Origin of the sequence: Streptomyces sp. NPDC056160 (assembly GCF_042268205.1) — a bacterium.
In the GTDB taxonomy this organism is placed as follows: Bacteria; Actinomycetota; Actinomycetes; order Streptomycetales; family Streptomycetaceae; genus Streptomyces.
The window spans coordinates 15,446-28,609 of record NZ_JBHJUW010000066.1 but is presented as its reverse complement, the minus strand read 5'-3'; the positions used below and the strand labels follow the sequence as shown (position 1 = coordinate 28,609).

The 13,164-nt window shown below is 73.3% G+C and carries 12 protein-coding genes; 6 read left to right on the top strand and 6 right to left on the bottom strand.

Translation table 11 applies throughout. The annotated features are described in order from the left end of the window. Positions 1-4: 4 nt before the first annotated feature. Positions 5-2,497 (bottom strand): DNA helicase PcrA, encoded by a 2,493-nt coding sequence (gene pcrA / locus ACFC02_RS23780; protein ID WP_376360750.1) that lies wholly within the window; start codon positions 2,495-2,497, stop codon positions 5-7. 86 nt (positions 2,498-2,583) lie between these two features. Here pcrA and ACFC02_RS23775 point away from each other — a divergent pair, with 86 nt between their 5' ends. Both ACFC02_RS23775 and ACFC02_RS23770 read left to right on the top strand, forming a co-directional pair. Next, complete coding sequence (locus ACFC02_RS23775) at positions 2,584-2,949, top strand: NlpC/P60 family protein (RefSeq protein ID WP_376360747.1); 366 nt, start codon at positions 2,584-2,586, stop codon at positions 2,947-2,949. A gap of 10 nt (positions 2,950-2,959) precedes the next feature. Next, positions 2,960-3,931, top strand: a complete 972-nt coding sequence (locus tag ACFC02_RS23770; RefSeq protein WP_376360744.1) for a tellurite resistance/C4-dicarboxylate transporter family protein — start codon at positions 2,960-2,962, stop codon at positions 3,929-3,931. 21 nt (positions 3,932-3,952) lie between these two features. Here the strand turns inward: ACFC02_RS23770 and ACFC02_RS23765 are convergent, their stop codons facing one another. Beyond that, a complete protein-coding gene (locus ACFC02_RS23765) occupies positions 3,953-4,306 on the bottom strand; it encodes a hypothetical protein (protein WP_376360741.1) in 354 nt (117 codons plus the stop codon). A gap of 517 nt (positions 4,307-4,823) precedes the next feature. Here ACFC02_RS23765 and ACFC02_RS23760 point away from each other — a divergent pair. Beyond that, entirely contained in the window at positions 4,824-5,900 is a 1,077-nt protein-coding gene (locus ACFC02_RS23760) for an NlpC/P60 family protein (protein ID WP_376360740.1), read from the top strand. Between the two features lie 52 nt (positions 5,901-5,952). Here the strand turns inward: ACFC02_RS23760 and ACFC02_RS23755 are convergent, their stop codons facing one another. Then, positions 5,953-6,696 (bottom strand): LuxR C-terminal-related transcriptional regulator, encoded by a 744-nt coding sequence (locus ACFC02_RS23755; RefSeq protein WP_376360737.1) that lies wholly within the window; start codon positions 6,694-6,696, stop codon positions 5,953-5,955. Then, complete coding sequence (locus ACFC02_RS23750; RefSeq protein WP_376360734.1) at positions 6,696-7,985, bottom strand: PspC domain-containing protein; 1,290 nt, start codon at positions 7,983-7,985, stop codon at positions 6,696-6,698. The genes ACFC02_RS23755 and ACFC02_RS23750 overlap by 1 nt, the downstream gene beginning before the upstream one ends. A gap of 209 nt (positions 7,986-8,194) precedes the next feature. Here ACFC02_RS23750 and ACFC02_RS23745 point away from each other — a divergent pair, with 209 nt between their 5' ends. Both ACFC02_RS23745 and ACFC02_RS23740 read left to right on the top strand, forming a co-directional pair. Beyond that, positions 8,195-9,841: a PspC domain-containing protein gene (locus ACFC02_RS23745; protein ID WP_376360731.1), complete on the top strand. Its 1,647-nt coding sequence runs from the start codon at positions 8,195-8,197 to the stop codon at positions 9,839-9,841. Next, on the top strand, positions 9,828-10,082 hold the full coding sequence (locus tag ACFC02_RS23740) for a hypothetical protein (RefSeq protein WP_376360729.1): 255 nt from the start codon (positions 9,828-9,830) through the stop codon (positions 10,080-10,082). The genes ACFC02_RS23745 and ACFC02_RS23740 overlap by 14 nt, the downstream gene beginning before the upstream one ends. Here the strand turns inward: ACFC02_RS23740 and ACFC02_RS23735 are convergent. Beyond that, entirely contained in the window at positions 10,079-10,612 is a 534-nt protein-coding gene (locus tag ACFC02_RS23735; RefSeq protein ID WP_376360726.1) for a DoxX family membrane protein, read from the bottom strand. The two genes, ACFC02_RS23740 and ACFC02_RS23735, sit on opposite strands and share 4 nt — an antisense overlap. A 192-nt stretch (positions 10,613-10,804) precedes the next feature. Beyond that, positions 10,805-12,088, bottom strand: a complete 1,284-nt coding sequence (locus tag ACFC02_RS23730; protein WP_376360723.1) for a hypothetical protein — start codon at positions 12,086-12,088, stop codon at positions 10,805-10,807. Between the two features lie 161 nt (positions 12,089-12,249). Between ACFC02_RS23730 and ACFC02_RS23725 the strand changes: the two genes are divergently transcribed. Beyond that, positions 12,250-13,140: a DUF4429 domain-containing protein gene (locus tag ACFC02_RS23725; protein WP_376360720.1), complete on the top strand. Its 891-nt coding sequence runs from the start codon at positions 12,250-12,252 to the stop codon at positions 13,138-13,140. The last annotated feature ends 24 nt before the right edge of the window (positions 13,141-13,164 follow it).

Genomic DNA, 13,164 nt, shown 5'->3' with positions numbered 1-13,164 from the left:
CGTCCTACAGCTTCTCGACGGGCGCGTACCGCAGCAGCAGCCGCTTGGGTTTGGTGTCGCCGAAGTCGATCGTGGCCTCCGCGTTGCCGCCTGTGCCATTGACCCCGACCACCGTGCCCAGGCCGAACTGGTCGTGCGTGACCCGGTCGCCGACGGCGAGGGACACCACCGGCTTGTCCGCGGCCCGCCGGGTGGCGAAACCCGAGGCCCCCGACGCCGACGAACGCGAACGGGACGACGACAGCGAGGCCGCCACGCCGGAGGCCGGACCGGAGGACACCGGCGCGGAACCACCCGTCCGCTTCCAGTCCACGTGCACGGCCGGGATCTCCTCCAGGAACCGGGAGGGCGGGTTGTACGACGGCTGTCCCCACGCGCTGCGCATCGCCGAGCGGGTCAGGTACAGCCGCTCCCGCGCGCGTGTGATGCCGACGTAGGCCAGACGGCGCTCCTCCTCCAGCTCCTTGACCTGGCCGAGGGCGCGCATGTGCGGGAAGACGCCGTCCTCCATGCCGGTGAGGAAGACCACCGGGAACTCCAGGCCCTTGGCGGTGTGCAGGGTCATCAGCGTGATGACGCCGTCGCCGTCCTCCTCGTCGGGGATCTGGTCGGAGTCGGCGACCAGGGCGACCTGCTCCAGGAACTCGGACAGGGCGACCGACTCGCCCTCCCCGCGCTCCTGCTCGAACTCCAGGGCGACGGCGGCGAGTTCCTGGAGGTTCTCGATGCGGGTCTCGTCCTGCGGGTCGGTGGAGGACTGCAACTCGGCCAGGTAGCCCGTGCGTTCGAGGACGGCTTCCAGCACCGTGGCGGGGCCCGCGCCCGACTCCACGATGGTGCGCAGCTCCTCCATCAGCGTGTTGAACCGCTTGACGGCGTTCGTCGACCGCGCGGCCATGCCGTACGCCTCGTCGACGCGGCGCAGTGCCTGCGGGAAGCTGATCTTCTCCCGCTGGGAGAGCGCGTCGATCATCGCCTCGGCGCGCTCGCCGATGCCCCGCTTGGGCACGTTGAGGATGCGGCGCAGCGGGACGGAGTCCTCGGGGTTGGCCAGCACGCGCAGGTAGGCCAGGACGTCCCGGACCTCCTTGCGCTCGTAGAAGCGGACGCCGCCGACGACCTTGTAGGGCAGGCCGACGCGGATGAAGATCTCCTCGAAGACACGGGACTGGGCGTTGGTGCGGTAGAAGACGGCGACGTCGCCCGCCTTGGCCTCGCGCGCGTCCGTGAGGCGGTCTATCTCCTCGGCGACGAACTGCGCCTCGTCGTGCTCGGTGTCGGCGACGTACCCGGTGATCCGGGCGCCCGTGCCCGCGTTGGTCCACAGGTTCTTCGGACGGCGGGACTCGTTGCGCTCGATGACCGCGTTGGCGGCGGACAGGATCGTCTGCGTGGAGCGGTAGTTCTGCTCCAGCAGGATCGTCGTCGCGTCCGGGTAGTCCTCCTCGAACTGGAGGATGTTGCGGATGGTCGCGCCGCGGAAGGCGTAGATCGACTGGTCGGCGTCACCGACCACGCACAGCTCGGCGGGGTGGAGGTCGTCGGGGCCGGGCGGTACGTCCGCGGGGTGCTGGGCGGTGCCGACGAGTTCCCGTACGAGGGTGTACTGGGCGTGGTTGGTGTCCTGGTACTCGTCGACCAGGACGTGCCGGAAGCGGCGGCGGTAGTGCTCGGCGACGTCCGGGAAGGCGCGCAGCAGATTGACCGTCGTCATGATCAGGTCGTCGAAGTCGAGGGCGTTGGCCTCACGCAGCCGCGACTGGTAGAGGGCGTAGGCCTGGGCGAGGGTCTTCTCGAAACCGTCGGTGGCCTGCGCGGCGAAGTCCTCCTCGTCGATCAGCTCGTTCTTGAGGTTGCTGATCTTCGCGCTGAAGGACTTGGGCGGGTAGCGCTTGGGGTCCAGATCCAGGTCACGGCAGACCAGGGCCATCAGGCGCTTGGAGTCGGCGGCGTCGTAGATCGAGAAGGACGAGGTGAAGCCGAGCTTCTTCGACTCCCGGCGCAGGATGCGCACGCACGCGCTGTGGAAGGTCATCACCCACATCGCGTTCGCGCGCGGGCCCACGAGCTGCTCGACGCGCTCCTTCATCTCCCCGGCGGCCTTGTTGGTGAAGGTGATCGCCAGGATCTGGCCGGGGTGGACGCCGCGTTCGCCCAGCAGATGGGCGATGCGGTGCGTGAGCACGCGGGTCTTGCCGGAGCCGGCGCCGGCCACGATGAGCAGCGGGGAGCCGGAGTGGACGACGGCGGCGCGCTGGTTCTCGTTCAGCCCGTCCAGGAGCGCCGCCGGGTCGACGACCGGGCGGGGGGCGCCGTCGCGGTAGTAGGCGTCCCGGTGGGCCTCGCGGTCCGGTGGCAGGTCGAACTTCCCGCCGAACAGATCGTCCGGAACCGGCTCCGGAGCATGGTCGTCCTCGGGCGGCGGCGGGGGCTCGTCCTCGGAACCGCGAGGGGTCTGGAGGTCCGCCAGGAAGCTGTCGTCAAAGAGGCTGCTCATCGCTCTACGAGTCTAGGGCTCCCCACCGACAACCCGGGGCCGCCCCGCAAACGTGACCGGTTTCACCGACGGCGTGCGGCCCCCTCGTGCAGAACGGCGCGAGCACACCGGTGCCGCTCACCGACGCGCTCCCCGGTGACCTGGTCTTCTTCCAGGGCAGCACGGGCCACGTGGGCGTCTACGCCGGTGACGGCATCATGATCCACGTTCCGCGACCGGGCGCCCGAGTCCGCGCGGAGCCGGTCCCGCGCGCCGGGGCACCGGGAAACCACAGCGTGGTACGACCGGCGTGGCCCGCGCCGCTCCCCGCCTCGCCCCGCCGCACCGCTCGGGATCGCCCCCGCTCGGGATCGCCCGCGGGCAGGTCGCGTGCTCCCGCCGGGACGCTCCCCGCCGATGGTTTTGCGTACCGGCACGCGTGCCCCGGCGCGCACGACGTGCCGGGCTTCTAGCATCGGCTTCATGCCCGTCACCTCACCTCTGCGCGCCTGGCTGGCGCAGCGACCGCCCGCGGCCGGGGCCGCGGTGATGGCCAGCGGCATCGTGTCGATCGGGCTGGGGCTGACGGGCCACGAGGTGCTGTCCCTCGCCGTCCTCGCGGTGGCCTGTCTCGCATGGCTGGCACTGGCCGCGGACTTCACCCTGCGGCTGCTGCGCGAACGGTCGCGCTGGAAGGCCGAGGCGGGCACGCCGGCCGCGCTCACCGGGGTCGCCGCCACCGCCGTGCTGGGCACGCGCTTCTCGAACCTGGGGTGGCAGCCGCTGGCCGAGGCGCTGCTCGCGCTGGCCGTGGTGCTGTGGCCGTGGCTGCTCGTGCGGGTCGTCCGCAACTCCCGGCGGCCCATGCCGGGCGCGGTCTTCCTGTGCTGCGTGGCCACCGAGGGACTCGCCGTGCTCGGGGCGTCGCTGGCCAAGGCCCAGGCCGCGGCCTGGCTGGCGCACACCGCGCTCGTCTTCTTCTGGCTGGGGCTGGCGCTCTACCTGTTCACGCTGTCCCGCTTCGACCTGCGGCAGGTGTACGAAGGGCACGGGGACCACTGGGTCGCGGGCGGCGCGCTGGCGATCTCCGCGGTCGCCGGGGCGAAGCTGATCGCCGCGGAGGGCGCCGGCCGCCATCTGTGGGACAACGACGACCACGGCGTCCTGCGCACCGTCACCCTCGCGCTGCTGGTGCTCGACCTCGCCTGGTACGCAGTCCTGCTCGTGGCGGAGCTGGTCCGGCCCCGGCTGCGCTACGACGTGCGCCGCTGGTCGACCGTCTTCCCCCTGGGGATGACGGCCACGGCGGCGCTGTCGGTCGCCACCGCCCTGCACGTCCCCGAGTTCGAGGGGCTCGGGGAGGTACTGGTCTGGGTCGCGGTCGCGGCCTGGCTGGCCGTCGCGGCGGGGGCGGTCGCGGAGGCGCGCACCGAACTCAGGGACGCCGCGCGCTGACCCGCGCGCCCCGCGCGGCGCTCAGGTCCACAGCACCGCGATGAAGATGTTCGCCATGGTCAGCAGGCCCACCAGCCCGAACATGCCCTTGTCCACCTTCTCGTCGTCGCGCTTGACGTAGACGAGACCGAGGATCACGATCAGCAGCGCCAGCTTCAGGCCGATCTTGACGGTGTTGACGTGGTGGCCCTCGGCCTGGTTGAGGCCGACCAGGACGATGCCGGTGACCAGCATGGTCAGCGCGCCGTGCAGCATGCCGGGCACGAACCGGGCCGTGCCCCGGCCCATCGCCTTCATCTGGGTGAGGAAGCCGCCGAGCAGGGCGGCGATCCCGATGATGTGCAGGCCGACGAAGAGATGGATGAGTACGTCCATGAGTCCGGAGCCTAACGAGAGCCCACCGGCCTCCCGGACACTGGCCCCTGTGCCGGAGTCCGCCACCTGTTGCGCCGGCGACCGCCCACCTGGTCCGCTCACCGACTGCCGCCGCCGACCCACGGCTCCGCCGCCCGCCCTCCGGCGGCTCCCTGCCGGCACCCTGACGGCACTCTGGCGGCGCATGAATGCGGCCCATAGCACCCGCTCGACGCCCTCTGCCCCGGAACCGTCACAACGGTCATCGCGCTGTGTGAAGGCGCTGCCGCGGAACGCCCCGCATGGTCACTTCCGGTCGCCGTTCGATCCGGTCGCGGCAGTTCCGTACAACCTGTCACTCCTCCGGTACGGCGAGTCCTAGCGTCCTTCCCCAGGTGACCGGCTCCCCACCGCCGCCCGGGCCAGGGGCGGCTGCCGGACGCCACCGCCAAGGAGTCCGGCGGCGGTCCGCCCCCCTGTGCGGGCCGCCGCCGGACGCGCAGAGCCCGCCGCCCCGCGGCCGGCCGGACGAAGGGACGTGACGGTCCACGTGGCCACGCACCGCAAGCCCCGACAGCGCTCGCTCAGCGGCAGCACAGCCCGTACGGCGGCCACACTCGCCCTGGCGGGCGCGGCGACGGCGACGGGTTTCGGCGGCACCGGACAGGCCGCCCCGCAGCTGACGCCGGAGCAGGTCAGGGCCAAGGTGGACCGGCTGTACCAGGAGGCGGAGACCGCCACCGAGAAGTACGACGGCGCAAAGGAGAGGGCGGACGCGGCCGGGAAGCGGCTGCGGACCCTCGGCGACGAGGCGGCGCACGGACAGGCCAGGCTGAATGCGGCGCGCGACACCCTCGGTTCCATCGCCGCGGCACAGTACCGGGACGGCGGGATCGACCCCACCGTGCAGTTCCTGCTCTCCACCGATCCCCGCCACTACCTGGAGGGCGCCGCGCTGGCCGAGCGGGCGGGTGTCCGGCAGAACGCGGCCGTGGCCGGTGTGCGCCAGGAGCTGAGGAAGCTGGACCGACTGCGCAGTGCGGCGCGCACCGAACTGGGGTCCCTCCGCTCGCGGCAGGCGGAACTGCGCCGGCAGAAGAAGACGATCACCACGAAACTGGACGAGGCCAGGCGGCTGCTGGCCCGGCTCACGCCACAGCAGCGGACGGCGACCGGCGAGGACGGAGCGGCGCAGCGGGCGTCCCGGTCCGCGGCCGGGGCAGCGCGGGAGGCGCTCGCCGCCCCGCGCTCGGCTCCGGCCCCCACCTCACGGGCGGCGGCAGCCGTCGCCTACGCCTACGCGAAGCTCGGCAGCCCCTACGTGTGGGGCGCGACCGGCCCCGACGCCTTCGACTGCTCCGGCCTGGTGCAGGCGGCCTACCGCGCCGCCGGGATCGCGCTCCCGCGCACCACCTACGCCCAGATCGGCGCCGGCCACCGCGTCTCACGCTCCCAACTGCACCCCGGTGACCTGGTGTTCTTCTACTCCGGGATCAGCCATGTCGGCATCTACGTGGGCGGGGGGCAGATGATCCACGCCCCGAACCCCTCGGCGCCGGTCCGGCTGGCGCCCGTCGACCAGATGCCGTTCGCCGGAGCGACCCGGGTGGCGTGAACATCGCTCGCGCCCCCGCGTGGCGTGCGTTGCGCGCCCCCGGTCCGGACGGTCAGACCAGGCGGCGGGCCGTGGCCCAGCGGGTCAGCTCGTGACGGTTGGACAGCTGGAGCTTGCGCAGTACCGCGGACACGTGGGACTCCACCGTCTTCACGGAGATGAAGAGCTGCTTGGCGATCTCCTTGTAGGCGTAGCCGCGGGCGATGAGCCGCAGGACCTCGCGCTCGCGCTGGGTGAGGCGGTCGAGGTCCTCGTCGACCGGCGGGGCGTCGGTGGAGGCGAACGCGTCGAGGACGAACCCGGCCAGGCGCGGGGAGAAGACGGCGTCGCCCTCCTGGACCCGGAAGATCGAGTCGATGAGGTCGGAGCCGGTGATCGTCTTCGTCACGTAGCCGCGGGCCCCGCCGCGGATCACCCCGATCACGTCCTCCGCCGCGTCCGACACGGACAGCGCGAGGAAGCGGACGGGCCGCTCGGTGTCGGCCATCAGCGCGGCACAGCGGCGGAGCACCTCGACACCGCCGCCGCCGGGGAGGTGGACGTCGAGGAGGACCACCTCGGGACGGGCCTCGGTGATGACCGCCACCGCCTGGTCGACGTCCGGCGCCTCGCCGACCACCTCGACACCGGTCTCGTCGGTCCGCCCGATCTCGGCCTGGACCCCCGTACGGAACATGCGGTGGTCGTCGACGAGGACGACGCGCACGTGCCGCCCGGTCGCGCCGCCCGCGGCTGTGGCCGCCGCCTCCGTGGTGTCCGCTGCCGCCGTGCCGTTCGCCTCGGTCGGGTCGCTCATCACGTGTTCTCCGCCCTCTCCATCTCCAGCTCGACCTCCGTGCCGCCGTCCGGCACCGCGCGCAGCCGGGCCGTGCCCCCGTTGCGCTCCATGCGGCCGATGATCGATTCTCTGACACCCATGCGGTCGGTGGGTATCGCGTCGAGATCGAACCCCGGACCCCGATCACGGACGGACACGAAGACCGTCCTGCCCTCGACTTCGGCGTACACCTGCACGGCGCCGCCCTCGCCACCGTACTTGGCGGCGTTCACCATGGCTTCCCTCGCGGCCTGCATCTGGGCTCCGACGCGTTCGTCGAGCGGGCAGTCGCCGACCACGACCACCTCTATGGGCACGCCGTGCTTGTCCTCCACCTCGGCGGCGTTGCGCCGCACGGCTTCGGCGAGGGTCGCCGGCTCGTCGTCCTCGTCCTTGCCGTTGCCCTCGGGCTTGTAGAGCCAGGCGCGCAGGTCGCGTTCCTGGGCGCGGGCGAGACGGCGCACCTCGCCCGCGTTCTCCGCGTTGCGCTGGATCAGGGTCAGGGTGTGCAGCACCGAGTCGTGCACGTGGGCGGCGACCTCGGCGCGCTCCTGGGCACGGATGCGCATCAGCCGCTCCTCGGAGAGGTCCTGCGTCATCCGCACGAGGTACGGCCCGGCGAGCAGCGTGATGCCGACGAGGACGGCCAGCCCCGCCTGGAGGACGGAACCCAGATGGGCCGCGGATCCCTGGAGGACGAAGATGGCGGAGACACCCGCGGTGACGAGCAGGACACCCGCGCCGGCGCGCAGCAGCGTGAGCGTACGGCGGCGGCGGCCGACCTCGACCCAGCGGGCCCGGCGCGCGTTGTCCGCCTGGCGCCAGACCAGGGCGACGCCCGCGGCGACGAGGACGGCCGGCAGGAGGTAGGCCTTCGCGCCGCCGTCCAGGTCGACACTGCCGACGAAGACCGACGCCACGACGACCATGAGGAGCAGGGCGACGAGCTGGCCCTTGTCCGGTTTGCGGGTGACGATCCTGCGGCGGCCGTCCGGCGAGGTCTCCGTGGTGACCAGGGACGGCGGTCTCTGCCCGCCGACGCCGCCGACCCCGAGGGGGACGAAGAACCAGAAGGCCGCGTACAGCAGCGCGCCGAGACCGTCGGCCATGACCAGTCCGACGAAGACGAGCCGCACCCAGACCACGGGCAGCCCGAGATGCCCGGCGAGGCCCCGCGCCACTCCGCCGAGCCAGCGTCCGTCGCTGCTGCGGTAGAGCTTGCGCGGCGGCCGCGGGTCGTCGAGGGGCAGTGCTGCGGCTTCCGGCATGCCATCGATGGTCACATGCCCGCCGTAAGGGGGCATCAGGGTCCGCCCCCGAGACGCCCCTGATCTTCGGGCCCGCCGCCCCTGCGTTCCGCGCACGGGTCCGCGCCGGCCGGTCGAACGTGTCCCCGGCGGGGGCTCAGGGGCGAATCAGGGTTCTGCCAGGGTCGTCCCGACTGCCGCGGCGGCGGCCCGCCCGTCACCATGGACGCATGACGAATCACCAGCACGCCACGACGGGTCCGGGACCCGGCCCCGGCCCTCGCCCGGTCCCGGGCGCGGCCGCAGCCGCCGCGCCCGGGACGGGTGCGGGTGAGGAGCCCCGCGCACACGAGGGGGCGCGGACAGGCCCGCGAGACACGGACGGGCAGCCGGGCGCGGGCGGATCACCGCGGACCAGCGGCCCGCCGGGCGCAGGCGAACGACCGGGGGCGGACGATCGGCCGGGTACAGGCGGACAACCGGGTCCGGGCGACCGGCCCGGCCGGACCGGAGAGGCGAATGTGACGGGGACAGCGGGGGCGGCCGGCGGGCCGGAAGCGGTGGCCGAGCCGGGCTCCGCGACCGCCGGCGGCCCGGAAACCGGCGGGGGTGACTCGTCGCGGTTCCGGCGGGACCGGCGGCACAAGTTGATCGCCGGGGTCTGCTCGGGCCTCGGACGGCGGTGCGACATGGACCCCGTGATCTTCCGGATCACGCTGGCCGTGCTCGCCGCGACGAGCGGCATCGGGCTCATCTTCTACGGATTCGCCTGGCTCTTCGTGCCGTTCGACGACGAGGAGGAGAACCAGGTCCGCAAGCTGCTCACCGGGCGGGTGGACGGCCATGCGCTGGCCGCCGTGCTGTTCGCCCTGGTCGGCTGCGGAGTGTTCCTGTCGATGCTGACCAACGGCGACGTGCTCACTTTCAGCGTCGTCCTCTCCCTGCTCCTCGCCGGGGCCGGATACTGGTCGCAGCACCGTGGCTCCGCCGATCCCGACCCCCTGGCGGCGCAGGCCGCCGCCGACGCACCGCCGGAGGCCCAGGCGCCGCCGGTCCCCGCGGCCTACCCGTCCTGGTGGCGGGACCCGATCGTCAAGGACGGCACCCACGTCGGCGGAACCGGCTATCTCTGGGGGCCCCAGGAGTCACGCGCCCGGGACGTCGCGGCGGCCGTCAACATCAGCCGGGGCGAGCGCGACAGGCAGCCCGCGAGCCCCTCTCGCCCACGGCCGCCCCGCCCGCGGGGGCCGCGCTGGATCGGCGGCTGGGTCTTCCTGTTCGCCCTGGTGGCCGGCGGCCTCGGCACGCACCTGAGCCGGGACGACCACAACGTGGCCATGAGTCTGCAGACCGGACTGGCCTGCGCGCTCGGCGTCTTCGGCCTGGGCATCGCGCTCAGCGCCTTCCTGGGCAGGACCGGCGCCGGCACGGTCCTGCTGGCCGTCGTCACCGCCGCCCTCCTCGCCGCTTCCACGACGCTCCCCGGCAACATCACCGCCCACTGGTCGCACGCGAGGTGGAAGCCCGCCACGGTGGCGGACGTCCGGCCGAGGTACGACCTCGGCACCGGCGAGGGCACCCTCGACCTGACCCGAATACACATCGGCAAGGACCAGAAGGTGACGGCGCGGGCCGAAGTGGGTGCGGGACGGCTGCGGGTGATCATTCCCAAGGACATGACCCTGCGGGCGACGATCGACGTGGGCGTCGGCGACATCCAGTTGCCGGGGGACGGCTCGCAGGACGTGGACGTGGCGCCGGGCCGGCACCAGCAGGTCACTCTGGTGCCGGAAGCGGGCGGCAAGAGCGCGGGAACAGTCGATCTCGATCTGCACGTGGGTGTCGGACAGGCGGAGGTGAGCCGTGCTGCTTCATGAGTTCCAGCCCGGGAAGCTGGTGGCCGGCGCCTGCCTCGTCGGCGCGGCCGTCGCCTACGCCGGCGACGCGGACGGTCTGTGGGAGACGCCGTGGTTCGTGGCCGTCCCCGTGGTGGTGGGCGGCCTCTGCCTGGCAGGCGCGGTGGGAGCCGTCGACCGCACGGTACGCCGGCGCAGGACGCGGGCGGCCCGCGGCCCGGACCTCGGTGAGGGCCGGCCGGACGGGGGACGTCCCGGCTAGTAGCGGTAGTGGCCCAGGCCTCGGCGTCGCCGTCCCGGCAGGACGGCGTCCAGGGAGAGCAGGGGGGTGCCGGCGAGGACGAGGGGGATCCAGGCCATCAGGTAGGCGAGGTCGTTGCCGTAGTAGTAGGGGGTGGTGGCCCAGCTGACCGTGAGCCACAGGCTGAGGGAGATGAGCGCGCCGCCGAGCGCGGCCAGGCGGCCCAGCAGGCCGAGCAGGACACCGATACCGACGGCGAGTTCACCGAGGGCGATGGCGTAGCCGAACCCGACCGGGTTCTTCAGGGCCAGGTCGACGAGGGCCGGGACTGCGGAGGAGTCACGAACCGCCCGCATCGTGTCCCCGAGCGACCCGGGGCCGGCGGCCTTCATGAAGGCGCTGTCGGTGAGTTTGTCCAGGCCGGCGTAGATGAAGGTGATGCCGAGGAAGAGACGGAGAGGAAGGAGGGCGTAGCGGGCGGCGGTGTCCCGCCAGGTGCGGCGCCGGTCGAGGTACGGGGTCTGCGTGTTCGTACGAAGGCCGTGAGTCATCGTTACCAGCCGCCTCTCGCCTCTCAACGCAATGCCGTTCACCTCTCGACAGACCATACGTGTGCGGGAAAGGAGTCGCTCACTCCGGTCGGTCCTTTGTGCGACGTCCGTATGGATTCGCCGTCCGGTTGGCCCTGGGATCTCACTCCATCGGTGCGCTGCCCCGTCCCGCGCGGGGGACGGCACCCGCTGTCACTCCGTCACGTCGATCGTGTACCGATTGGTCTCCACGCCCGCCGCGGTCACCAGTTGCACCTCGACCCGGCCCGGTTCCACGTCCGCCGGGACCGGGACGGTCAGCACCGTGTCCGCGGGGTTGCTGAAGCCGCCCGTGACGGGCACCAGGGGCACGTGGACGTTGACCGCGCCGATGCGGACCACCATCCGCGACAACCGGTCGGCGCCCTGCGCTCCCGGGGGGACGAACCCGGCGCCGCGGATCTCGATGTCGTCGCCGGTGCGGATCGGCGCGTCCAGGTCCCCGGCCTCCCGGGCCCTGACCACCGAGAGGATCACCGGGCGCCCGCCCTCCGCGTACTTGCCCGCCAGGTAGGTCGCGGCGGACACCAGCGTCACCACCGCCAGTCCCCAGGGCAGGTCGGGCAGCTGATCGGGCCGCCGGGCCAGCCGCACCGCGGCGAAGACCAGGGCGACGGTGCTGATCACGACGTACTGGATGTCCGCGAAGGCGCCGCGTCCCGCGTCGTCGGTCAGCAGGTCGGCCGCGCGCGGCCGGTCCGCGCGTACCTTTTGCAGCCTCTGCCCCAGGACCCGCAGCCCGACCACCCGCCGCACCAGTACGGCGATCCCGCACACCACGGCGAGCACGGTGACGACGCCGGCGCCCCGGGCGAGTTCCAGGCCCGAGATCACGGCGTCGCGCTCCGCGTGGTCCGAGGCGGCGGCCAGCCGGCCCACCAGCACCAGCACCGCGTACGCCACGAACAGCACCCACAGCGCAGCGATCGAACGGGAGGTGGAGAGCCTGTTGTCCTCGCCGATGACCGGGGCGAGCGCGCCGCCGCGCGCCCGGTGGAACCACGAGGCGGCCGTCAGCGCCACGGCCACCACCGCCGCCGCCAGCAGGCCCGCCGTGCGGGCGGTGCTCCAGCCCGCCCCGATCGCGGTGAGCGCCTGGACCAGAAGCAGCAGGACGACCGCGGCCCAGACCGTGTACGCCGTCCAGCGCCACAGCCGGGCCAGCCAGGCGTCGCCCTCGGCCCGGCGGCGGACAGCGACGAGTTCCGCGGACTGCGTCAGTTCCTCCGAGACCCACTGCCGGGAGGCCGACACGGAGTGGGCCACGGCGGCGGGCAGCCCCTGCCCGGCGGCGAACCCGTCCCGCTTGACCAGGAATTCGGCCACGGCCCGCCGGTGTCCCGCACGCGCCCCGTGCGGGCAGTCCCCGCAGGTGCAGCCGCCCGTGTGGGCGTGCGCCCCCGCCCCCGCGCCGTCTCTCGCTTCCTGCACCGCCACGCCCGCCGCCCGCCTTCCCCGGAACCCGCAGCCGTCCTGCGGACAACACCCCTACGCCGACTGCGAATTGTGCCCTACACCACCCCGTGTGCGTCCGCCCGGTCTGGTCAGGGCGGGTGAAGCCCGGGCCGCCGTGTTGACCCGGCTGGGAGAATCGGCGTATGGCCGAGATCATCCAGCGGGACGGGACCTGGGCCTTCGACGGCAGCACGGTGCGGATCACGCCGGGCCTGCACCGGTCGGTGCCGCTGTTCCGGCAGGCGTACGGGGAGATCACGGTGCCGCTGGCGGCCGTGGCGGGCGTGGTCCACGAATCCGGGCGCAGGCGCGGCCGGCTGTGTCTGCGGCTGCGGGAGGGCGCCGACCCCTTGCTCCAGGCGACCGGCGGCCGACTGCCGGAGGCGGCCGATCCGTACCGGCTGGCCGTGGACCTCGACCGTTCCGGCGCCGCCGCCGAGTACGTGGCGGACGAGATCCGCCGGTCCCTGCTCCTCGACCGCATCCCCCAGGAGCCGGCCGGCGCCTACCTGCTGGCGGGGCCGCCGGTGCCCGTCGCGGTCCGCTGCTCGGACGGCACCGTCTCCTTCGACGGCTCCCGGGTCCGTATCGACTGGGCCGACACCTCCGACCGGGTCAAACGGGCCACCGGCCCGCGCGCCGTCGCCGTCGGCGAGCTGGTCCGGGTCGAGTGGCTGCCCAGCCGGGGGGCCGAGGACGGTTTCCTGCGGTTCGTGACCCGCGGGACGGTGGGCTCCGAGCTGCCGCCCGAGAAGGATCCGTACACCCTCCACCTGTGGGGCAGCGCCCGCCGGGACCTGCTCACGGCGCTGGTCGCCACCGCGGTCACCGCCCGGCTGCCGCATCCCGCCGCCCGCGCCGCCGCCGAGGCCGCGCCCGGACGGGAGCGGGCGACGGTGCCACCGCCACGGGCCGTCCGGCACGACGTGCTGCTGCGCCGGCTGCGGGAGCTGGGCGAGCTGCGGGCCGGCGGTGTGCTCACCGAGGAGGAGTTCGCGGTGGCCAAGGCGGCCGTGCTGCGGGACTTCGACTGAGGGCGGCGGGTGACGAGTGGCGGG

Excerpts from the sequence above, each read along its gene's own strand:
- ACFC02_RS23770 (WP_376360744.1), top strand. The coding sequence starts at position 2,960 with ATGCCCGTCACCTCACCTCTGCGCGCCTGGCTGGCGCAGCGACCGCCC.
- ACFC02_RS23765 (WP_376360741.1), bottom strand. The coding sequence starts at position 4,306 with ATGGACGTACTCATCCATCTCTTCGTCGGCCTGCACATCATCGGGATC.
- pcrA (WP_376360750.1), bottom strand. The coding sequence starts at position 2,497 with ATGAGCAGCCTCTTTGACGACAGCTTCCTGGCGGACCTCCAGACCCCT.
- ACFC02_RS23755 (WP_376360737.1), bottom strand. The coding sequence starts at position 6,696 with ATGAGCGACCCGACCGAGGCGAACGGCACGGCGGCAGCGGACACCACG.
- ACFC02_RS23750 (WP_376360734.1), bottom strand. The coding sequence starts at position 7,985 with ATGCCGGAAGCCGCAGCACTGCCCCTCGACGACCCGCGGCCGCCGCGC.
- ACFC02_RS23735 (WP_376360726.1), bottom strand. The coding sequence starts at position 10,612 with ATGACTCACGGCCTTCGTACGAACACGCAGACCCCGTACCTCGACCGG.
- ACFC02_RS23725 (WP_376360720.1), top strand. The coding sequence starts at position 12,250 with ATGGCCGAGATCATCCAGCGGGACGGGACCTGGGCCTTCGACGGCAGC.
- ACFC02_RS23745 (WP_376360731.1), top strand. The coding sequence starts at position 8,195 with ATGACGAATCACCAGCACGCCACGACGGGTCCGGGACCCGGCCCCGGC.